The sequence below is a fragment of the Streptomyces sp. SS8 genome, assembly GCF_054072955.1.
In genome coordinates this window covers 1-19,700 of the sequence record NZ_JBSVCZ010000047.1, presented here as the reverse complement: position 1 = coordinate 19,700, position 19,700 = coordinate 1, and the positions used below count along the sequence as shown (strand labels likewise).

The 19,700-nt window shown below is 73.5% G+C and carries 19 protein-coding genes and 3 tRNA genes; 5 read left to right on the top strand and 17 right to left on the bottom strand.

The genetic code is table 11. From position 1 onward, the window contains the following. Positions 1 to 317 precede the first annotated feature (317 nt). Both recG and ACW69E_RS27280 read right to left on the bottom strand, forming a co-directional pair. On the bottom strand, positions 318 to 2,579 hold the full coding sequence (recG, locus tag ACW69E_RS27285; RefSeq protein WP_457500955.1) for an ATP-dependent DNA helicase RecG: 2,262 nt from the start codon (positions 2,577 to 2,579) through the stop codon (positions 318 to 320). A gap of 67 nt (positions 2,580 to 2,646) precedes the next feature. Next, positions 2,647 to 4,332 carry a DAK2 domain-containing protein gene (locus tag ACW69E_RS27280; protein WP_457500954.1) on the bottom strand — a complete coding sequence of 562 codons (1,686 nt, stop codon included), beginning with the start codon at positions 4,330 to 4,332 and terminating at the stop codon, positions 2,647 to 2,649. Between the two features lie 274 nt (positions 4,333 to 4,606). Between ACW69E_RS27280 and rpmB the strand changes: the two genes are divergently transcribed. Next, a complete protein-coding gene (rpmB, locus tag ACW69E_RS27275; RefSeq protein ID WP_093662092.1) occupies positions 4,607 to 4,792 on the top strand; it encodes a 50S ribosomal protein L28 in 186 nt (61 codons plus the stop codon). Positions 4,793 to 4,963: 171 nt separating this feature from the next. Here the strand turns inward: rpmB and thiD are convergent, their stop codons facing one another. Both thiD and ACW69E_RS27265 read right to left on the bottom strand, forming a co-directional pair. Beyond that, positions 4,964 to 5,785 carry a bifunctional hydroxymethylpyrimidine kinase/phosphomethylpyrimidine kinase gene (gene thiD / locus ACW69E_RS27270; protein ID WP_457500953.1) on the bottom strand — a complete coding sequence of 274 codons (822 nt, stop codon included), beginning with the start codon at positions 5,783 to 5,785 and terminating at the stop codon, positions 4,964 to 4,966. A 132-nt stretch (positions 5,786 to 5,917) separates the two neighbouring features. Next, the gene (locus ACW69E_RS27265) at positions 5,918 to 6,862 is read right to left on the bottom strand and encodes a thiamine-phosphate kinase (RefSeq protein ID WP_457500952.1); all 945 of its coding nucleotides are present in this window, start codon (positions 6,860 to 6,862) and stop codon (positions 5,918 to 5,920) included. Between the two features lie 248 nt (positions 6,863 to 7,110). Here ACW69E_RS27265 and ACW69E_RS27260 point away from each other — a divergent pair, with 248 nt between their 5' ends. Beyond that, on the top strand, positions 7,111 to 7,344 hold the full coding sequence (locus ACW69E_RS27260) for an Lrp/AsnC family transcriptional regulator (protein WP_093662086.1): 234 nt from the start codon (positions 7,111 to 7,113) through the stop codon (positions 7,342 to 7,344). Positions 7,345 to 7,363: 19 nt separating this feature from the next. Then, on the top strand, positions 7,364 to 7,876 hold the full coding sequence (locus ACW69E_RS27255) for a DUF3515 domain-containing protein (protein ID WP_457500951.1): 513 nt from the start codon (positions 7,364 to 7,366) through the stop codon (positions 7,874 to 7,876). Positions 7,877 to 7,958: 82 nt separating this feature from the next. Here ACW69E_RS27255 and ACW69E_RS27250 read toward each other — a convergent pair whose 3' ends face one another. From ACW69E_RS27250 to ACW69E_RS27240, 3 genes are read right to left on the bottom strand one after another with little or no spacing between them, the layout of a single operon-like run. Beyond that, positions 7,959 to 9,125 (bottom strand): D-alanine--D-alanine ligase family protein, encoded by a 1,167-nt coding sequence (locus tag ACW69E_RS27250; RefSeq protein ID WP_457500950.1) that lies wholly within the window; start codon positions 9,123 to 9,125, stop codon positions 7,959 to 7,961. A gap of 38 nt (positions 9,126 to 9,163) precedes the next feature. Further along, positions 9,164 to 10,165: an NAD(P)H-dependent glycerol-3-phosphate dehydrogenase gene (locus ACW69E_RS27245; protein ID WP_457500949.1), complete on the bottom strand. Its 1,002-nt coding sequence runs from the start codon at positions 10,163 to 10,165 to the stop codon at positions 9,164 to 9,166. Further along, entirely contained in the window at positions 10,162 to 10,974 is an 813-nt protein-coding gene (locus ACW69E_RS27240; protein WP_457500948.1) for a lysophospholipid acyltransferase family protein, read from the bottom strand. Before ACW69E_RS27240 ends, ACW69E_RS27245 begins: the two co-directional genes overlap by 4 nt. Positions 10,975 to 11,119: 145 nt before the next feature. On the opposite strand from ACW69E_RS27240, the gene cofC reads away from it, so the two are divergent. Further along, a complete protein-coding gene (cofC, locus tag ACW69E_RS27235) occupies positions 11,120 to 11,788 on the top strand; it encodes a 2-phospho-L-lactate guanylyltransferase (RefSeq protein WP_457500947.1) in 669 nt (222 codons plus the stop codon). On the opposite strand, the gene ACW69E_RS27230 is transcribed toward cofC, so the two are convergent. The 5 genes from ACW69E_RS27230 to leuC all read right to left on the bottom strand — a co-directional run bounded on the left by ACW69E_RS27230 (position 11,760) and on the right by leuC (position 15,630). After that, complete coding sequence (locus tag ACW69E_RS27230) at positions 11,760 to 11,999, bottom strand: hypothetical protein (RefSeq protein ID WP_457500946.1); 240 nt, start codon at positions 11,997 to 11,999, stop codon at positions 11,760 to 11,762. The genes cofC and ACW69E_RS27230 overlap by 29 nt on opposite strands. A 370-nt stretch (positions 12,000 to 12,369) precedes the next feature. Next, positions 12,370 to 12,990 carry an HU family DNA-binding protein gene (locus ACW69E_RS27225; RefSeq protein WP_457500945.1) on the bottom strand — a complete coding sequence of 207 codons (621 nt, stop codon included), beginning with the start codon at positions 12,988 to 12,990 and terminating at the stop codon, positions 12,370 to 12,372. 125 nt (positions 12,991 to 13,115) lie between these two features. Next, positions 13,116 to 13,376, bottom strand: a complete 261-nt coding sequence (locus tag ACW69E_RS27220; RefSeq protein WP_457500944.1) for an SCO5555 family protein — start codon at positions 13,374 to 13,376, stop codon at positions 13,116 to 13,118. A gap of 226 nt (positions 13,377 to 13,602) precedes the next feature. Next, positions 13,603 to 14,196, bottom strand: a complete 594-nt coding sequence (gene leuD / locus ACW69E_RS27215; RefSeq protein WP_457500943.1) for a 3-isopropylmalate dehydratase small subunit — start codon at positions 14,194 to 14,196, stop codon at positions 13,603 to 13,605. A gap of 9 nt (positions 14,197 to 14,205) precedes the next feature. Then, positions 14,206 to 15,630, bottom strand: a complete 1,425-nt coding sequence (gene leuC / locus ACW69E_RS27210) for a 3-isopropylmalate dehydratase large subunit (protein WP_457500942.1) — start codon at positions 15,628 to 15,630, stop codon at positions 14,206 to 14,208. 152 nt (positions 15,631 to 15,782) lie between these two features. On the opposite strand from leuC, the gene ndgR reads away from it, so the two are divergent. Further along, positions 15,783 to 16,502, top strand: coding sequence for an IclR family transcriptional regulator NdgR (ndgR, locus tag ACW69E_RS27205; protein ID WP_206348990.1), 720 nt, complete (start codon positions 15,783 to 15,785; stop codon positions 16,500 to 16,502). 58 nt (positions 16,503 to 16,560) lie between these two features. Here the strand turns inward: ndgR and ACW69E_RS27200 are convergent. The 5 genes from ACW69E_RS27200 to ACW69E_RS27180 all read right to left on the bottom strand — a co-directional run bounded on the left by ACW69E_RS27200 (position 16,561) and on the right by ACW69E_RS27180 (position 19,496). Further along, a tRNA-Glu gene (locus tag ACW69E_RS27200) sits at positions 16,561 to 16,633 on the bottom strand. Positions 16,634 to 16,661: 28 nt separating this feature from the next. Continuing rightward, positions 16,662 to 16,734: transfer RNA gene (locus ACW69E_RS27195), tRNA-Glu, on the bottom strand. A gap of 24 nt (positions 16,735 to 16,758) precedes the next feature. Then, a tRNA-Gln gene (locus ACW69E_RS27190) sits at positions 16,759 to 16,830 on the bottom strand. A gap of 400 nt (positions 16,831 to 17,230) precedes the next feature. Then, positions 17,231 to 18,721, bottom strand: a complete 1,491-nt coding sequence (gene gltX, locus ACW69E_RS27185) for a glutamate--tRNA ligase (RefSeq protein ID WP_457500941.1) — start codon at positions 18,719 to 18,721, stop codon at positions 17,231 to 17,233. After that, positions 18,714 to 19,496 (bottom strand): fumarylacetoacetate hydrolase family protein, encoded by a 783-nt coding sequence (locus ACW69E_RS27180; RefSeq protein ID WP_457500940.1) that lies wholly within the window; start codon positions 19,494 to 19,496, stop codon positions 18,714 to 18,716. The genes gltX and ACW69E_RS27180 overlap by 8 nt, the downstream gene beginning before the upstream one ends. Between the last annotated feature and the right edge of the window lie 204 nt (positions 19,497 to 19,700).

The following is a 19,700-nucleotide window of genomic DNA, read 5'->3' as shown; positions in this document are numbered from 1 at the left end:
GGCGCCCCCCCCCCCCCGGGGGGGCCCCCCCCGGGGGCCGGGGGGGGGGGGGGGGGCCGGGGGGGGGGGGGGGGGGGGCGTGCGGGGGGGGGGGTGGGGGGGGCGCCGGGGGGGGGGCCCGGGGGGGGGGGGGGGGTGAAGGGGGGGGGGGGGGGGGGGGGGGGGGCCGCCGGGGGGGGGGGGGGGGGGGGGGGGGGGGGGCCCCCGGGGCCCCCCCCCCGGCGGCGCGGGGGGGGGGGGGGGGGGGGGGGGGGGGGGGGGGGCCGGGGCGCCCCGCCGCCCCACCACGATAGGCGCGCGGGCGCGTCGTGCCCCCGTCAGCCCTTCTCCAGGTACTCCTCGCGCTCGGCGTCCAGCAGGGCTTCCAGGGCCGCGCGCAGTTCCGGCAGGCGCTCCAGCCCGGGGTCGTCGGCGACGATCTCCGTCGCCTTCTCCCGGGCGGCCGCGATGACCTCCTCGTCGTCGATGACGGCGAGCATCCGCAGGGAGGAGCGGGTGCCGGACTGCGCCTGGCCCAGCACATCGCCCTCCCTGCGCTGCTCCAGGTCGATGCGGGACAGCTCGAAGCCGTCCAGCGTCGCGGCGACGGCTCCCAGCCTGGCGCGGGCGGGGCTGCCCTCGGGGGCCTCACTGACCAGCAGGCACAGGCCCGGCGCGCTGCCTCGTCCGACCCGGCCGCGCAACTGGTGGAGCTGGGAGACGCCGAAGCGGTCCGCGTCCATGATCACCATCACGGTGGCGTTCGGCACGTTCACCCCGACCTCGATGACGGTCGTGGCGACCAGGACGTCCAGCTCGCCCGCGGCGAAGCGGCGCATCACCTCGTCCTTGGCGTCCGGCTGCATCCGGCCGTGCAGCGCGGCCACCCGCAGGCCCTTGAGCGGCCCGTCGGCGAGCTGTCCGGCGACGTCGAGCACGGCCAGCGGCGGGCGGCGCTCGTCCCCTCCGTCGGCGCCCCCGCCCTCCTCGCCGTCCTGGACGCCTCCGCCGCCCCGCCGGGCGGCGGCGGGCTCCTCCTCGTCGCCGATGCGCGGGCAGACCACGTAGGCCTGGTGCCCGGCCGACACCTCCTCGCGCACCCGCTCCCAGGCGCGGGCGAGGAAGTGGGGCTTCTCGGCCGCGGGCACGACATGGCTGGCGATGGGCGAGCGTCCGGCCGGGAGCTGGTCCAGCACGGAGGTCTCCAGGTCGCCGAAGACCGTCATGGCGACCGTTCGCGGGATGGGTGTGGCGGTCATCACCAGCAGGTGCGGGGGCTGCTTGCCCTTGGAGCGCAGAGCGTCGCGCTGCTCGACGCCGAAGCGGTGCTGCTCGTCGACCACGACCAGACCCAGGTCATGGAAGCCCACCTTGTCCTCGATCAGGGCATGGGTGCCGATGACGATCCCGGCCTCGCCGGTGGCCAGGTCCAGCAGGGCCCGGCGGCGGGCGGCGGCTCCCATCGAGCCGGTGAGCAGCACGACCTTGGTGGCGTGTTCGGCGCCGCCGAGCATCCCGCCCTCGGCCAGCTCGCCCATCATCTCGGTGATCGAGCGGTGGTGCTGCTGGGCCAGCACCTCGGTGGGGGCGAGCATCGCGGCCTGCCCGCCGGCGTCCACCACCGCGAGCATGGCACGCAGCGCCACCAGTGTTTTGCCGGAGCCGACCTCGCCCTGGAGGAGGCGGTGCATGGGGTGCTCGGTGGCCAGGTCGCCGAAGATCTCCCGGCTGACGGCCCGCTGGCCGTCGGTGAGGGTGAAGGGCAGCCGGGCGTCGAAGGCGTCCAGCAGCCCGCCTTCGCGCGGCCTGCGCGCCACGGCCGGCAACTGGCCCTCGGCCAGGCGGCGGCGGGCCAGCGCGACCTGGAGGACGAACGCCTCGTCCCACTTCAGCCGGGCCCGTGCCAGCTCCACGTCGGCCTTGGTGCGCGGCCGGTGGACCTTCTCCAGCGCCTCCGGCAGCGTGGGCAGGCCGCGTTCGGCGCGCAGGGCGGCGGGCAGCGGGTCGGCGACGCCCGCCCAGCCGGTGGCCAGCAGGGAGTCCACCACCGTGGCGACGGCCTTGGCGATCTTCCACGACTCCAGCTGCTTGCACGCCGGGTAGATCGGCATGAGCCTGCCCGCGAAGGCGTCCACCGCCTCCGCTCCGCTGCCGGCGTCCAGCAGTTCGTAGGCGGGGTGGGAGAGCTGGAGCTTCCGGTTGAACACACCGACCTTGCCCGCGAACATCCCCCGGCGGCCGGGCAGCAGTTCCTTGTGGTGGTGGTGGACGGCCCTGCCGAAGAAGACCAGCTGGAGGCGGCCGCTGCCGTCGGTGAGGGTGACCTCCAGGCGCTTGCCGCGGCCCTGGTTGAAGGTGAGCACCCGGGAGTCGGCGACCTGGGCGACGACGGTGACGTGCTCGTCCAGCGGCAGGTCGGCGAGCCGGGTCAGCTCGCCGCGCTCGGCGTACCGCCGCGGGTAGTGGTGCAGCAGGTCGCCGACGGTGCGCAGGCCGAGGTGCTCGGCCATCACCTTCGCGGTGGTGCCGCCGAGCACCTTTCGCAGCGGTTCCGTCAGGGGGTCTTGCGTGTTCTCTTCCAGCGCGGGCACGTCCCCCATTGCACACCACGCCGCCGACAGTGCGGGCCGCGCGACCCGCCCGCCCCGCTCACCGCACCCGCCCCGCTCACTCCACGCCGATCAGCAGCGGGCCGCTCTGCCGTCCCTCGTGGACGAGGGTGTCGACGGCCAGGTGGTTGCGGCGCACATGGTCCTCCAGGTGCTCGGCCAGGCCTTCGGGCGCGCCCGCGCCGACCACCAGGGTCACCAGCTCGCCGCCGGCCGAGAGCATCCGGTCCAGTACGGTCGCGGCCACCTCCGCCGCCTGCGCGCCGATCAGCGCCACGTCCCCCTCGATCAGGCCGAGGACGTCCCCGGCCTGGCAGATGCCCGCGGTGGTCCACGCCTGCCGTTCGGCGACGCACAGCTCGCCGTACCGGGTGGCCCCGGCAGCGGATGTCATGGCGACGACGTCCTCGTCGAAGCTGCGGCCGGGCTCGTGCACGGCGAGCGCGGCGATGCCCTGCACCGGGGAGCGGGTGGGGATGATGGCGATCCTCAGCCCCTTGGCGCGGGCCTGTTCGGCGGCCGCGGCGGCGGTGTGCCGCAGCTCGGGGTCGTTGGGCAGCAGGACCGCCTCGGGTGCGCCCGTCCGCAGCAGCGCCTGCGCCAGCTCCCCGCTGGCGGGCGGCTCCCCGGGGCGCGCGGTGACGGTGGTGGCGCCCGCCGCGGCGCACAGTTCGGCCAGTCCGTCGCCGGGCACCACCGCGACCACGGCGCGGTGGGCGGCACGGCCGGGGGTGTGCGCGGGCGTACGGCCGGTGTGCCGGCCGCCGCCCTGGACGCCGAAGTGCGTGATCCGGATGCGGAAGGGGCGTCCGGCCTCGATCCCGGCCTCCACCGCCGCGCCGGCGTCGTCCACGTGGACGTGGACGTTCCACAGCCCGTCGCCGCCGACCACCACCAGGGAGTCGCCCAGGGCGTCGAGCCGGGTGCGCAGGGCGGCCACGGCGTCGTCCCCGGCCTCCAGCAGGTAGACGACCTCGTAGGCCGGGCCGGGCTGCTCCCCCTGGGGCGCGCAGCCCCCGTCGGCCGGATCCGGGGACGGGTCCGCGGGCGGGGTCGGGCCGGGTGTTCCGGACCGCTCGGCGGCCGGAGCCTCGGGCCGCTCCCCGGAGAGCACGGCCACCAGCGCGCCCAGCACGGTGACCAGGCCGTAGCCGCCCGCGTCCACCACACCCGCGCGGGAAAGCGCCGGGAGCTGCCCGGGGGTGGCCTCCAGGGCCGTGCGGGCCGCGGACCAGGCGGCGCGGGCCACCGCGGCGCAGTCCCCGGCGGTGTCCGCCGCCGCGCCGGCCGCCGCCGCGGCCACGGTGAGCACGGTGCCCTCCACCGGGTGCGCGACCGCGGCCCGGGCAGCGGTCGCGGCACGCACCAGTGCACGCCGCAGCGGTTCCCCGTCGTCCCCGGCGCGCTCGCCGCTTCCGCCGCTTCCGCCGTTCTCGGCCTCGGCTATCTCCTCGGCCATGCCGCGCAGCAGCTGCGCCAGGATCGTCCCGGAGTTGCCGCGTGCGCCGATCAGCGCGCCGTGCGCCATGGCCCGCACCGCCTGGGCCGGGGTGGGCTCCCCCGCGCAGGCGGCCTCGACGGCCCGGGCGGCGGACTCCGCGGTCAGGTAGAGGTTGGTGCCGGTGTCGGCGTCCGCGACCGGGTAGACGTTGATCGCGTCGATGGTCTCGCGGGCGCGGCCCAGCGCGTCGAGCGCCTGGGCGCTCCACTCCCGTACCGCGGCGGCGTCGAGCGGGTGCGGCACGGACGGGCCTCCTGAGGGCTTGCGGCCGGACGGCCGGGAAGGACATCTGCGACGGGCGAAGGCTAGTGCCCGGCACGCTCCGCGACCGGGGGTGGGGCCGGGGCGGCGGTGCGGGGCCGTGGTAATTTCGTGGTCCGGACGGGGGCGAGGTATGCTTCCCCGGTTGCCCGACCCGCTCGGGCTCTATCCAATTCCCTGGCAGTGCCGGTCATCCTCTGATCCTGCCGACGCCGGGATTTCACTGTAAGTGCATCTGAAGTCTTTGGAGTGACCCGTGGCTGCCAACTGCGACGTCTGCGGCAAGGGGCCGGGCTTCGGCAACAACATCTCGCACTCGCACCGCCGTACGTCCCGCCGTTGGAACCCCAACATCCAGCGGGTGCGTGCGATGGTCGGGCGGACGCCGAAGCGGCTCAACGTCTGCACCTCGTGCATCAAGGCCGGCAAGGTCTCGCGCTGAGCGCATGACCTCTCCCCCGCCGCGCGGCGGGGGTGACCCGGTCTCGCGCTGACGCAACGCCCAGCGCGGCCACTTTGCCGGTTACGCGGGAAGGCCGGTCCACCTCGGGTGGACCGGCCTTCCCGCGTTGCCGTTTCCCGGCGCCGCCGGAGGGCCGGCCGGAACGGCCGCTCAGGACTCCCTTTCCGGAACCTCCCGCTCCAGCCGCCAGCCGTGGTCCACCGGGCCGATGCCGCCGCCCAGCGCGAAGCCCGCGGCGATGGCGCCCGTCACATACTCCTTGGCGTCGGCGACCGCCTCCGGGACAGAGCGTCCCGTCGCCAGCCGTGCGGCGATCGCGGCGGCCAGGGTGCAGCCGGTCCCATGGGTGTGGCGGTTGTCGTGGCGGGGCGCGCGCAGCCAGTGCTCGGTGGTGCCGTCGGTGAGCAGGTCCACCGCGTCCGCACCGTCCTTGAGGTGGCCGCCCTTGATCAGCGCCCACCGCGGCCCGTAGGCCAGCACCGCCTCCGCCGCACGCGGCAGATCGGCCTCGCGCTCCACCCGTACGCCGGTGAGCTGGGCGACCTCGTCCAGGTTGGGGGTGGCGACGGTGGCCCTGGGCAGCAGTTCGGCGCGCACCGTCTCCAGCGCCTCGGCGGCCAGCAGCGGGTCGCCGTGCTTGGAGACCCCGACGGGGTCGACGACCACGGGCGCGGCGAGACCGTCCAGCAGGCCGGCGACCGTCGCGACCAGCTCGGCCGTGGCCAGCATGCCGGTCTTGACCGCCTGCACCCCGATATCGTCCACGACGCTGCGGAACTGCTGCCGCACCGCCTCGGCCGGCAGTTCCCAGGCGCCCTGCACGCCCAGGGAGTTCTGCGCGGTGACGGCGGTGAGCACGCTCATCCCGTGGGTGCCGAGCGCGAGCATGGTCTTCAGGTCGGCCTGGATGCCCGCTCCGCCGCCGGAGTCGGACCCGGCGACGGTGAGGACGCGCGGTGGTGGTGTACGCATGCCCGCAGCCTAAGCCGCCCCGCCCCGCCCCGGCGCCCCCACCGGGCGCCCGCGCCCGTGTCCGCGGCAGCCATCGATTGAGCGACCCCCTCGGCGAGCGCCCAGGTTCGCGAGAGCGGCGGCGCCGACGGGTCAGTCGCCGAAGTGGTCCCAGCCGCCCGCCCGGTCCCACGGGGCGCCGTCCACCGTGACCTGCGGCGCGGCGGACGGGTGCAGCACCTCGCCGATTCGGCGCCAGCGGGCGGGGAGTTTGGCGTCGGCGGGGAAGGCCGCGACGATCGCGTGGTCCTCGCCCCCGGTGAGGACCCACTGCAGCGGGTCGATGCCCACCGCCTGCCCGATGTCGGACATCTGGACGGGGACGTCGAGGGCCGACGAGCGGATGTCGATACGGACCTTGCTGGCCTCGGCGATGTGCCCGAGGTCGGCGATGAGTCCGTCGCTGACGTCCGTCATCGCCGTCGCGCCCAGCTCCGCCGCCGCCGGGCCCGCGTGGTACGGCGGCTCGGGGCGGCGGTGGGCCTCGACGAAGGCCCGCGGCGAGCGGAACCCGCGGGCGAGCACCGAGTGACCGGCGGCCGACCAGCCCAGCCAGCCGGTCACCGCGACGACGTCGCCGGGCCGCGCCCCGGAGCGGGTGACCGGCTCGCGTCCGTGCAGGTCGCCCAGCGCGGTGATGGCCACGGTGATCGTCTCGCCGCGCACCACGTCTCCGCCGACCACGGCCGCGCCCGCGACCTGGCACTCGTCGTGGAGGCCGTCCATCAGCTCGGTGGGCCAGGTGGCGGGGAGTTCGGCGGGCACGACGAGGCCGAGCAGCAGCGCGGTGGGCTCGGCCCCCATGGCGGCGATGTCGGCCAGGTTCTGCGCCGCGGCCTTGCGGCCGACGTCGTAGGCGGTGGACCAGTCGCGCCGGAAGTGCCGCCCCTCCAGCAGCAGATCGGTGCTGGCCACCACGCGCCGGTCGGGCGCGGCGACCACGGCCGCGTCGTCGCCCGGGCCGATCCGTACGGCCGGAGTGGGGGTGATCCGCGAGGTCAGCTCGCGGATCAGTCCGAACTCCCCGAGCTCCCCCACGGTACGGCCGGGGGTCCTGGGGGCGCCCCCAGGGAATCCAGGGGGAGGCTGCCCCCCGGGAGAACTCAGCATCGTCGTGCCCCTTCTTCCGTGCGCTCGAACGGTACCGCCGCGGCCGCCGGTCCGGCCCCCCGCGCCGCCGTACCGCCGCGCCCGCCCGCGGTGCGGGTCTCCCCGGCGGTACGGGTGACGCGGTACCGTGGCGTCCCTTCTTCCCACATGATCCTCGTAGCCGCCCTGGAGGTTCCGTGGTACAGGCGTACATCCTGATCCAGACGGAGGTCGGCAAGGCGTCGTCCGTCGCCGAGGTCGTCGGCGCGATTCCGGGAGTGGTCCGGGCCGAGGACGTGACCGGTCCCTACGACGTGATCGTGCGGGCCGAGGCCGACACGGTGGACGACCTGGGCCGCATGGTGGTGGCCCGCATCCAGCACGTGGAGGGCATCACCCGCACCCTGACCTGCCCGGTCGTGCATCTGTAGCTCCCCGTATGCTCGCCCGGTGAACTCCGTGTCCCGCCGGTCCCTGCCGTCCGCCCTCCGTACGCCCGCCGTCGTGCTCGCCGTGCTCGCCGCGGCGGCCGGCTGCACGCCGTCCGGCGGCGACCGCTCCGGCCCGCCCGTGCCGAGCCCGACGGGTGAGGCCGCCGGCGTCTGCCGCGAGCTGTACGGCGCGCTGCCCGAGGAGGTGGACGGGCAGCCCCGGGGCGAGATCGAGCCCGAGACGCGGTTCGCCGCCGTGTGGGGCGACCCCGCGATCGAACTGGGCTGCGGAGTGCCGCGGCCCGAGGTCCTCACGCCCGGCAGTGAACACTACAACCCCGTCTCCGAGTCGGTGGAGGTGAACGGGGTCTCCTGGCTGCTGGAGGAGCAGGGCGGCGGCCACCGCTTCACCCTCCTCGAACGTGAGGTCTTCGTCCGGGTGACCGTCCCCGACGCGTACGCGCCCGAGGTCAACGCCCTGGTCGACCTCGCCGACGCGGTACGGGAGACGGTCCCGGAGAAGCCGCTGTGACCTCCCGCCGTACCCGTTCGGGCCCGCGTTCCCCTCGCGGCCCCGGAACGAATCCGCGCGGGCCGAATCCGCGCGGATTCGGTCAGCGCAGGCCGGTCGGGCGGCGCAGCGCGGCCCTGATGAGGCGGTCGACCAGCTCCGGGTAGCCGACCCCGCTGGCCTCCCACATCCGCGGGTACATGGAGATGGGCGTGAAGCCGGGCATCGTGTTGATCTCGTTGATGACGAACTCGCCGCTGTCCAGCAGGAAGAAGTCCGCGCGGACCAGTCCCTCGCAGGAGGCCGCGTCGAAGGCGCGCACCGCCAGCTCCCGGACCTCGCGGGTCTGCTCCTCGGTCAGCGGGGCGGGCACCAGTCCCTCGGCGGAGTCGATGTACTTCGCCTCGAAGTCGTAGAAGTCGTGGGCCGTGGCCGGCGGGATCTCGGCCGGCAGGCTGGCGCGCGGGCCGTCCTCGAACTCCAGGACGCCGCACTCGATCTCACGGCCGCGCAGCAGCGACTCGACGATGATCTTGGGGTCGTGGCGCCGCGCCTCGGCGATCGCCTCGTCCAGGCCCGCCAGGTCCTCGACCCTGGTGATACCGAAGGAGGATCCGGCCCGGGCGGGCTTGACGAAGACCGGCCAGCCCTGGTCGGCCGCGAAGTCCACGATCCTCTTCCGCGCGGCCTTCTCGTCCTGCTCCCACTCGCGCGGCCTGACCACCGTGTAGGGCCCGACGGGCAGCCCGAAGGAGGTGAAGACCCGCTTCATGTACTCCTTGTCCATGCCGACCGCCGAGGCGAGCACACCCGAGCCGACGTAGGGCACTCCGGCCAGGTCCAGCAGGCCCTGGAGGGTGCCGTCCTCGCCGTAGGGGCCATGCAGCATGGGGAAGACGACGTCGACCTCCCCGAGCACCTTGGGCACCGAGCCCGGCTCGCTGTAGACGACCTCGCGGTTGTCCGGCTCGAAGGGCAGCAGCACGGAGCCGGTGTCGGACTCGGCGAGCTGCTCCACACTCGGCAGGGCGCGGTCGGCGATCGCCATGCGCTCGGGGTCGTCGGCGGTCAGCGCCCAGCGGCCGTCGGCGGTGATGCCGATGGGCAGGACGTCGTAGGCGCTGCGGTCGATGGCGCGCAGTACGGCGCCCGCGGTGACCACGGAGATCCCGTGTTCGGAGCTGCGGCCGCCGAAGACGACGGCGACGCGCGGCCGCCGGCCGGGCGGCGGGGGCGTCTGGGGGCCTGGGGAGAAGGACTGGCTGCTCATATCCGGGCGAGATTACCTGACGTGACGGTGGTGGGCGGTCAGCGGCGCTCGGGCTTGGCGCTGCGCGACATCAGTTCCTTGAGGGCGACCAGCGGCGGCTTGCCGTCGTGGACGATGTCGACGACGGTCTCGGTGATGGGCATCTCGACACCGTGTCGCCGGGCCAGGTCCAGCACCGATTCGCAGGACTTGACGCCCTCGGCGGTCTGCCTGGTCGCCGCGACGGTCTCCGCCAGGGTCATGCCCCTGCCGAGGTTGGTGCCGAAGGTGTGGTTGCGCGACAACGGCGAGGAACAGGTGGCGACCAGATCGCCCAGTCCCGCCAGGCCGGCGAAGGTGTGCGCGTCGGCGCCCATGGCCAGACCGAGCCGGGTGGTCTCGGCCAGACCACGGGTGATCAGCGAGGCCTTGGCGTTGTCGCCCAGGCCCATGCCGTCGGCGATGCCGACCGCCAGCGCGATGACGTTCTTCACCGCTCCGCCCAGTTCGCAGCCGACGACGTCGGTGTTGGTGTAGGGGCGGAAGTAGGGGGTGTGGCAGGCGGCCTGGAGCCTGCGGGCCACCTCCTCGTCGCGGCAGGCGACGACGGAGGCGGCGGGCTGCCGTTCGGCGATCTCGCGGGCCAGGTTGGGGCCGGACAGTACGGCGATCCGGTCCGGGCCGGCCCCGGCGACCTCCTCGATCACCTCGCTCATCCGCTTGGCGGTGCCGAGTTCGACGCCCTTCATCAGGGAGACGAGCACGGTGTCCGGCGGCAGCAGCGGCTTCCAGGCCGAGAGGTTGCCGCGCAGGGTCTGGGAGGGCACGGCCAGCACCGTGAAGTGGGCCCCGGCCGCGGCCTCGGCCGGGTCGGTGGTGGCGCGCACGGCCTCGGGGAGGACGACCCCGGGCAGGTAGTCGGGGTTGGTGCGGGTGGTGTTGACCGCCTCGGCCAGCTCCGCGCGGCGGCCCCACAGGGTCACCTCGCAGCCGGCGTCGGCGAGCACCATCGCGAAGGCGGTGCCCCAGGATCCGGTGCCGTAGACGGCGACTCGCGTCACGCGCTCTCTCCCTCGGCCACCGCGCGGCCGGCGGTCCTCCGGCCGGCGGCCGGCTCCTCGCCGGCGCCGTGCGCGGCGGGGCCGCGCCGGCTCCGCGGGAGTGCCCGGCGGCGGTCGTAGCGCTGGGCGGGCGCGGGTTCGCCGCGCACCTCGGCCAGCAGTTGCGTGATCGCGTCCATGATGACGTCGGTGACCTCGCGCAGCAGTTCCGCGGTGGGTTCGCGGTCGTAGAACCGGGACAGGTCCACGGGCGGCCCGGCCAGCACCTTCAGCGTCCTGCGCGGGAAGAACCGGATCCTCCTGATCCCCGCGTACGGCGGCACGGCCTCGTTGGCGCCCCACTGCGCGACGGGGATGACGGGCGCCCTGGTGATCAGGGCGACGCGGGCGGCGCCGGTCTTGCCCTCCATCGGCCACATGTCCGGGTCGCGGGTGAGGGTGCCCTCGGGGTAGAACGCCACGCACTCGCCCTTGTCGATCGCCTCGACGGCGGCGCGGAAGGCGCTCACGGCGTCGGCGGTCTCGCGGTAGACGGGGATCTGCCCGGTACCGCGCATCACCGCGCCGACGAATCCGCCCTTGAACAGGGAGTCTTTGGCCAGGAAACGGGGGACGCGGCCGGTGTTGTACTGGTAGTGCGCGTAGGAGAGCGGGTCCAGATAGGAGTTGTGATTCACCACGGTGATGAATCCGCCCTCTTGAGGAATATGCTCCATTCCGCGCCAGTCCCGCTTGAACAGCACCACCAGGGGCGGTTTCGCCAAAACCGCGGCAAAGCGGTACCAGAAGCCGATTCTGCGGCGGGACACCCGGACACCATCTCCTCTTGCCTGCTGCGGCACACGCGCCGCCGGGAACAACCGCACAAGTGTCGCCCCGGGTCGTCGCCCTGTCGAGCACACCGTAACCCCGTAAAGCCCCGGGCGACTCCGGCGGCGAGTGAGAATGGTGCCGATGGAGCGCGACGACACGGCGGCGCGGGCCGCGGCGGCCCGGGGATGGACCCTGGTGGTGCCCCTCAAACCCCTGGCGCTGGCGAAGAGCAGGCTGGCCCCGGCGGCGGGGAGCGGGCTGCGGCCCGCACTGGCCCTGGCCTTCGCCCAGGACACCGTCGCCGCGGCACTGGCCTGCGCGGTGGTGGAGGGTGTGGTGATCGTCACGGACGATCCGCGCGCGGGGGCGGAGCTGGCCGCTCTGGGGGCGCGGATCGTGCCGGACGCGCCGGGCGCCGGTCTGAACGCCGCGCTGGAGCACGGCGAGGCGGTCGTACGCTCAAGGCGCCCCGGCGCTCCGGTGGCCGCGCTCAACGCCGATCTGCCCGCCCTGCGCCCCGGGGAGCTGGCCCGGGTGCTGGAGGCGGCGCGGGCGCACCGCCGGGCCTTCCTGGCCGACGCCGCAGGGGTCGGCACCACGCTGCTCGCCGCGTCCGGCGGCGCTGCCCTGGCCCCGGCCTTCGGAGGCGCCTCACGCACCCGCCATCTGCGCTCCGGGGCGGCGGAGATCGCGCTGCCCGGGGTGGACAGCGTCCGGCGGGACGTGGACACCGGCGAGGATCTGGCCGCGGCGCTGGCCCTGGGCGTGGGCCCGCACACACTCAGAACGTCTGCAGCGTCACCAGCGTAATCCGGCGCCGCCCGCCCTCGGCGCCGGTGCCGGTTCCCGCTTCGGTGCCGGTCAGGGGCTCGGTCTCGATCCGCACCCGCTGCCCCGGGCGCAGCAGCCGCAGGCCTCCCGCGTCGAACGCCTCGGCGTCGAAGGGAAGGGGCGTGCCGTCGTCGAGGAGCACGCTGCCGCTGCGGGTCGCGGGGTCGTAGGTGTACGCGGTGGCCTGCATGGCGCCGAGCCTAGCGCCGCGTCGGCCAGGGCTCTCACCCCGCTCGCCGCCTCTTTCGGCCTCCGGCCGAGGGTTGCCCCCATGCCGCGGCGGCCGGAAGCCCGGGCAGGGCCGACCACATGCGGCCTCCCGCCGCCCTGCGACCGCTTCCCCGGCCCCGACCCCGGGGCACTCCCGGCCGGAGGCCGGGGGAGACTCCTCGCCACCGGGCGAACCCCGACCGACGCGGCACCGGACGAACCGGGCGCCCGGCCCGGCCGGACGGCGGCCCCGGGACGGACCGCGGGCCGGACTCCCCTGGAGTCCGGCCCGGCGCGGTCACCGCATGCCCGTGTGCCCGGCCCACTTCCCGCGGCCCACTTCCCGCGGCTCACTTCTTGCGGGTCGCCGCCCTCTTGCGCGCCGAGGTCCTGCGGCCGGGAGCCTTCTTGGCGGGCGCCTTCTTGGCGACGGTCTTTCCGGCGCTCTTCTTTCCGGTCGTCTTCTTGGCGGTGGTCTTCTTCGCCGCCGTCTTCTTCGCCGGGGTGGCCTTGGCCGCCGTCTTCTTGGCGGTGGTCTTCTTCGCCGCCGTCTTCTTCGCCGGGGTGGCCTTGGCCGCCGTCTTCCTGGCGGCGGCCTTCTTGGCGGCCGCCTTGCGGGTGGTGGCGCCGGCCCCGCCCGAGAGGCTGCCCTTGGGCGCCTTCTTCACGGCCACCTCGCCGCCCTTGGGGAGTTTCTTGGCACCGCTGACCAGATCCTTGAAGCCCTGGCCGGCTCGGAAACGCGGAACGGAGGTCTTCTTGACCCTGACGCGCTCGCCGGTCTGCGGGTTGCGGGCGTAGCGGGCCGGGCGCTCCACCTTCTCGAACGAGCCGAATCCGGTGACCGAGACCCGGTCGCCGGCGACGACCGCACGGACGATCGCGTCCAGCACCACGTCGACCGCGTCGGCGGCCTGCTGTCGTCCGCCGAGCTTGTCGGCAATTGCTTCAACGAGCTGCGCCTTGTTCACGTCTTCCCCTTCGGAGGCATTGCCGGAACGAATCTGTCCAAGCTTTTTCGCACGTTAGGGAGATATTTACCGCAAATCAAACGCGAAACGTGCGAATCACCCTTGTGTCGCAACGAAATAGACCATCACGCACTTCGGTCCGCGCGCCGGTCTTCCTCTTCTCCGGGGAAGGGGCCGTCACCGGCCCCGATGTCCTCCATCAGCCGGTCCAGCCGCCGTACCGCGCCGCCCAGGTCGTGCTTCGCGGCTGCCGTGACGGCCAGGAGCCTGCGGACGAGCGCCGCCCGTACGTCGTCGGGCACTTGCAGCGCGCGCACCATGGTGTGCGCGTCCTTCAGTCGGGCGGCGACGAGGTCGTAGAGGGGAAGTTGGCCGTCGCTTTCCATGCACCGATTGTGCCATTGAAGGTGAGTTGTCACCCCGACCGGCCCCAACACGCCGCGGGTGGACACGTACGGGTGAGGCAACTGTGCGCAGCCACATGGAACTTGGCGCTTTCCTCCTTCCCCTCGTGCCCGCCCGTACGCCCGAGCGCCCCCGGCTCGTGGAGCCGGGGGCGCCCTAAGGGGTTCGCGTACGCCCGCCGCGGCGGGCGTACGGGGGTACAGGTCGTCAGACGGGGAGCGTCTGCGGTTTGAAGGAGGGGCGCTTCGCCTCGTACGCGGCGATGTCCTCCTCGTGCCTCAGGGTGATGCTGATGTCGTCCAGCCCCTCCAGCAGCCGCCAGCGGGCGTTCTCGTCCAGTTCGAAGCCGGCCTCGACGCCGGGCGCGGTGACCTTGCGGGCCACCAGGTCGACGGTGATCTCGACCGCCGGGTCGGCCTCCGTCAGCTCCCACAGCGCGTCCACGGTCGGCTGCGGCAGGACGACGGTCAGCAGGCCGTTCTTCAGCGAGTTGCCGCGGAAGATGTCGGCGAAGCGGGAGGAGATCACGGCCTTGAAGCCGTAGTTCTGCAGCGCCCAGACGGCGTGCTCGCGCGAGGAGCCGGTGCCGAAGTCGGGTCCGGCCACCAGGACGGTGGCGCCCTGCCGCTCCGGCCGGTTGAGCACGAACTCCCCGTCCTTGCGCCAGGCCTCGAACAGCCCGTCCTCGAAGCCGTCGCGGGTGACCTTCTTCAGCCAGTGCGCGGGGATGATCTGGTCGGTGTCGACGTTGGAGCGGCGCAGCGGGACGGCGCGGCCGGTGTGGGTGGTGAAGGCTTCCATGGCTTTTCCTCAGACTCCCGCGGGCTCGCGTACGTCGGACAGGTCGGCGGGCGAGGCCAGATGCCCCAGGACCGCGGTGGCGGCGGCCACCTGCGGGGAGACCAGATGGGTACGGCCGCCCTTGCCCTGCCTGCCCTCGAAGTTGCGGTTGGAGGTGGACGCGGCGCGCTCACCGGGCTTGAGCTGGTCGGGGTTCATGCCCAGGCACATCGAGCAGCCCGCGTGCCGCCACTCGGCGCCGGCCTCGGTGAACACCTTGTCCAGGCCCTCCTCGACGGCCTGGAGCGCCACCCGTACCGATCCGGGCACCACCAGCATCCGCACCCCGTCGGCGACCCTGCGGCCCTTGAGCAGGGCGGCGGCCGCGCGCAGGTCCTCGATGCGGCCGTTGGTGCAGGAGCCGACGAACACGGTGTCCACGGCGATCTCGCGCAGCGGCTGCCCGGCGGTCAGGTCCATGTACTTCAGCGCGTTCTCGGCGGCCAGCCTCTCGCTGGGGTCGGTGAAGGAGGCCGGGTCCGGCACGCTCGCGCTCAGCGGCGCGCCCTGGCCGGGGTTGGTGCCCCAGGTCACGAACGGCGCCAGCTCGGACGCCTCGATGACCACCTCGTGGTCGAAGACGGCTCCCTCGTCGGTGCGCAGGGTGCGCCAGTACTCCACGGCCGCGTCCCAGTCGGCGCCCTTGGGCGCGTGCTCGCGCCCTTCGAGATAGGCGAAGGTGGTCTCGTCCGGGGCGATCATGCCCGCGCGGGCGCCGGCTTCGATGGACATGTTGCAAATCGTCATCCGCGCCTCCATCGACAGCTTCTCGATGGCCTCGCCGCGGTACTCGATCACATAGCCCTGCCCGCCGCCGGTGCCGATCCGGGCGATGATCGCCAGGATCAGGTCCTTGGCGGTCACCCCCTCGGGCAGCTCGCCGTTGACCGTGATCGCCATGGTCCTGAAGGGCGCCAGCGGCAGGGTCTGGGTGGCCAGGACGTGCTCGACCTGGCTGGTGCCGATGCCGAACGCCAGCGCGCCGAAGGCGCCGTGCGTGGAGGTGTGGCTGTCGCCGCAGACCACCGTCATGCCCGGCTGCGTCAGTCCCAGCTGCGGTCCCACTACGTGGACGACGCCCTGCTCCACGTCGCCCAGCGGGTGCAGTCGCACCCCGAAGTCCGCGCAGTTCTTGCGCAGTGTCTCCAGCTGGGTGCGCGAGACGGGGTCGGCGATGGGCTTGTCGATGTCGAGGGTGGGGGTGTTGTGGTCCTCGGTGGCGATGGTGAGGTCGGTGCGCCGCACCCGGCGCCCGTTCTTGCGCAGCCCGTCGAACGCCTGGGGGCTGGTGACCTCGTGCAGCAGGTGCAGGTCGATGAAGAGGAGGTCGGGCTCGCCTTCCGCGCGCCGGACGACGTGGTCGTCCCAGACCTTCTCCGCGAGTGTCCGTCCCATCGCTTTCCCTCCGACCGGCCGCACTGCCGGCCTCGTCTCGACATCCGTGCCGCCGCCTCCGCACGGGCGGGGTGGCGACTGTCACCCCAGCTTGGCGGGTTCCCGGGGAAAAGGAACTTGCGTTTCGTAATGTGAGACGCGAATATCGTTGCATGGACAACTCTAGCGGCGTCGGCGTACTCGACAAGGCGGCTCTGGTATTGAGCGCTCTGGAGTCCGGTCCGGCCACCCTCGCCGGGCTGGTCGGAGCGACCGGGCTCGCGCGCCCCACGGCGCACCGGCTCGCGGTGGCACTGGAACACCACCGCTTCGTGGCCCGCGACATGCAGGGCCGCTTCATCCTGGGGCCGCGGCTGGCCGAGCTGGCCGCCGCCGCGGGCGAGGACAGGCTGCTCGCCTCGGCGGGCCCGGTGCTCACGCACCTGCGCGACATCACCGGGGAGAGCGCCCAGCTCTACCGCCGCCAGGGGGACATGCGGATCTGCGTCGCCGCGGCGGAGCGGCTGTCCGGACTGCGGGACACCGTGCCGGTCGGCTCCACCCTCCCGATGAAGGCCGGCTCGGCGGCCCAGGTCCTGATGGCCTGGGAGGAGCCGGAGAGGCTGCACCGCGGGCTGCAGGGCGCCCGCTTCACGGCGACGGCCCTCTCGGGCGTGCGGCGGCGCGGCTGGGCCCAGTCCATCGGCGAACGCGAGCCCGGTGTCGCCTCGGTCTCGGCACCGGTGCGCGGCCCGTCAAACCGCGTGGTGGCAGCGGTGTCGGTCTCGGGGCCGATCGAGCGCCTGACCCGCCACCCGGGCCGGATGCACGCCCAGGCGATCGTGGAGGCCGCCGGCCGCCTCACCGAGGCACTGCGCCGCAACGGCGGCTGAACGTCCCGACGATGAGAGGCCCTCCGCCGAAGCGGAGGGCCTCTCATCGTCTCGCTTGTACCCCCGACCGGATTCGAACCGGCGCTACCGCCTTGAGAGGGCGGCGTGCTAGGCCGCTACACAACGGGGGCCCCAGCGGCGATCCCGAAGGACCGCGAGTACCCCCGACCGGATTCGAACCGGCGCTACCGCCTTGAGAGGGCGGCGTGCTAGGCCGCTACACAACGGGGGCTTGGATCTTGCTGGGAAGATCGCGCTGGGGTACCAGGACTCGAACCTAGACTAACTGAACCAGAATCAGTCGTGCTGCCAATTACACCATACCCCACCGGAACTCAAGCTCTTGCGGAACTTTTGTCCTGGTGACCGCCTTGCTTCCTTGGCCTTTCGGCCCGTTCCGCCTGGCGACGGGAAGAACATTACCCGATGGAAGCCCGTGCTCCAAAACGAGTTCCCGCCGGGTCGCCGGCGGCCGGAAACACCCGCCACCGGCACCGCTCCCGCACGCATGGTGACCGCTGCGCCCCGCCTCCGCTTCCGCCGCGGGCCCGGCCGCCGCGGCGGGCGGCGTCCGCTCCCGACCGCCGTCGGCGGAGGCGTTCCGCCCGCGCGGGTGCGGGCGGAGTCCGTCCCGGAAAAGCCCGGGGAGGCCGGGAGCGGAGCTCCCGGCCTCCCTCGCGAGGCTTCACGCCCCCATCGGCCCTCATCGGGGGCTCACGATCAGGGGCTCACGCCTGCGCGGCGGCCCCCAGCCTGGCCAGGGCGGCGTCCACGCGGGACAGGGTGCGCCCCCGGCCCAGGACCTCCAGGGACTCGAAAAGGGGCAGCCCGACGGTGCGGCCGGTGACGGCGACGCGGACCGGGGCCTGGGCCTTGCCGAGCTTGAGCCCGTGCTCCTCGCCGGCGGCCAGAACGGCCGCCTTCAGGGCGTCGGCGTTCCACTCCGCCTCGGCCAGCTTCGCCCGCGCGGTGCGCAACAGGGCGTCCGCGCCGGGCTTCATGGCCTTGGCCCAGGCCGCCTCGTCCTCGACCGGCTCGTCCAGGAAAAGGAAGTCGACGTTGGCGGTGATGTCGGACAGGACGGTGAGACGGGTCTGGGCCAGGGGCGCGAGCGCCTCGAAGGCGGCACGGTCGAAGCTCCCGGGCGCCCAGGGGGCGTGCGGGGCGGTCAGCCACGGCTCGCAGCGGGCGATGAACTCCTTGGTGTCCAGGTCCCGGATGTGGACGGCGTTGATGGCCTCGCACTTCTTGAGGTCGAAGCGCGCCGGATTGGCGTTGACGTCGCCGATCTCGAAGGCGGCGACCATCTCCTCCAGCGAGAAGATGTCGCGGTCCTCGGCGATCGACCAGCCCAGCAGGGCCAGGTAGTTGAGCAGGCCCTCGGGCAGGAAGCCGCGCTCGCGGTAGAGGTTGAGCGAGGACTGCGGGTCGCGCTTGGAGAGCTTCTTGTTGCCCTCCCCCATCACATACGGCAGATGCCCGAACCGAGGAGTGCTCCCGTTGCCCACGCCGATCTCCGCCAGCGCCCGGTACAGCGCGATCTGGCGGGGGGTGGAGGAGAGCAGGTCCTCGCCGCGCAGGACGTGGGTGATCTCCATCAGGGCGTCGTCGACCGGGTTGACCAGCGTGTACAGCGGGGCGCCGTTGGCACGGACGATGCCGTAGTCGGTGACGTTCTCCGGGGTGAAGGTCAGCTCGCCGCGGACCAGATCGGTGAAGGTGATCGCCTCGTCCGGCATCCGGAAGCGGACGATGGAGGCGCGGCCCTCGGCCTCGTACGCGGCCCTCCGCTCCTCGGTGAGGGTGCGGCACTTGCCGTCGTAGCCGGAGGGCTTCCCGGCCCTGCGCGCCGCCTCGCGCCGCTCCTCCAGTTCCTCGGCGGTGCAGTAGCAGCGGTAGGCGTGGCCGGCCTCCATCAGCTTGCCGGCGACGTCGGCGTAGACGTCCATGCGCTGCGACTGGCGGTAGGGGGCGTGCGGGCCGCCGACCCCGGGACCCTCGTCCCAGGTCAGTCCCAGCCAGCGCATCGAGTCCAGCAGCAGTTCGTAGGACTCCTCGGAGTCGCGGGCCGCGTCGGTGTCCTCGATGCGGAAGACCAGGGTGCCGCCGTGGTGCCGGGCGAACGCCCAGTTGAACAGGGCGGTGCGGACCAGGCCCACATGGGGGTTGCCGGTCGGCGAGGGACAGAACCGTACGCGTACGTCAGATGCGCTAGCCACGCTTGATCACCTTGTTGGTGAGAGTGCCGATGCCTTCGATGGTGACGGCGACCTCGTCGCCGACGTTGATGGGGCCGACGCCCGCCGGGGTGCCGGTGAGGATGACGTCCCCGGGGAGCAGTGTCATCGCCTCGGTGATGTGGACGACCAGATCCTCCACCGAGCGGACCATCTGGCCGGTGCGGCCGAGCTGCCGCTGCTCGCCGTTGACGGTGCACATGACGGCCAGGTCCGCCGGGTCGACGTCGGTGACCACCCACGGGCCCAGCGGGCAGGAGCTGTCGAAGCCCTTGGCCCGGGCCCACTGGGACTCGGTGCGCTGGACGTCGCGGGCGGTGACGTCGTTGGCGCAGGTGTAGCCGAGGATCACGTCCGCCACCCGCTCCCGGGGCACCTGGCTGCACATCCGGCCGATGACCACGGCCAGCTCGGCCTCGTGGTGCACCTCACGGGAGAAGGACGGGTAGACGATCGGGTCGCCGGGGCCGATCACCGAGGTGGAGGGCTTGAAGAACGCGACCGGCACCTCGGGGACCTCGCCGCCCATCTCCGCGGCGTGCTCGGCGTAGTTGCGGCCGATGGCCACCACCTTGTTCGGGAGCACGGGCGGCAGCAGCCGCACCTTGTCCAGGGGGACCCTCTTGCCCGAGCGCTCGAACTCGGCGAAGGGGTGGCCCTTGATGATGTCGAGGACGAGGCCGTCGCCGCTGGTGGCGTCCCCTTCCACGACTCCGAACGCGACGTTGCCGTCGATGGAGAATCTGGCGATGCGCACGGGTGGTGCTGCCCCTCGTTGATCGCGGGTGGGAGATGACACTCAAGGGTAAGCCCCGCACACTCGCGGTGTGCGGGGCCCTGCCGTGCGCATGTGTGGAGGTGTGGCCCGCGGGTAGCGGGTGGAAGCGGGGCGGGGAACGCCCCGTTCGCCCGGCGCGGACGTGCTGAACGCGGGTGTGTTCAGCGCAGGCGCGCCATGAGC

Bases quoted from the DNA above. Each gene is read 5' to 3' on its own strand.
- recG (WP_457500955.1), bottom strand. From the start codon at position 2,579: ATGGGGGACGTGCCCGCGCTGGAAGAGAACACGCAAGACCCCCTGACG.
- thiD (WP_457500953.1), bottom strand. From the start codon at position 5,785: ATGCGTACACCACCACCGCGCGTCCTCACCGTCGCCGGGTCCGACTCC.
- ACW69E_RS27250 (WP_457500950.1), bottom strand. From the start codon at position 9,125: ATGAGCAGCCAGTCCTTCTCCCCAGGCCCCCAGACGCCCCCGCCGCCC.
- cofC (WP_457500947.1), top strand. From the start codon at position 11,120: ATGGAGCGCGACGACACGGCGGCGCGGGCCGCGGCGGCCCGGGGATGG.
- ACW69E_RS27230 (WP_457500946.1), bottom strand. From the start codon at position 11,999: ATGCAGGCCACCGCGTACACCTACGACCCCGCGACCCGCAGCGGCAGC.
- ACW69E_RS27220 (WP_457500944.1), bottom strand. From the start codon at position 13,376: ATGGAAAGCGACGGCCAACTTCCCCTCTACGACCTCGTCGCCGCCCGA.
- leuD (WP_457500943.1), bottom strand. From the start codon at position 14,196: ATGGAAGCCTTCACCACCCACACCGGCCGCGCCGTCCCGCTGCGCCGC.
- leuC (WP_457500942.1), bottom strand. From the start codon at position 15,630: ATGGGACGGACACTCGCGGAGAAGGTCTGGGACGACCACGTCGTCCGG.
- ndgR (WP_206348990.1), top strand. From the start codon at position 15,783: ATGGACAACTCTAGCGGCGTCGGCGTACTCGACAAGGCGGCTCTGGTA.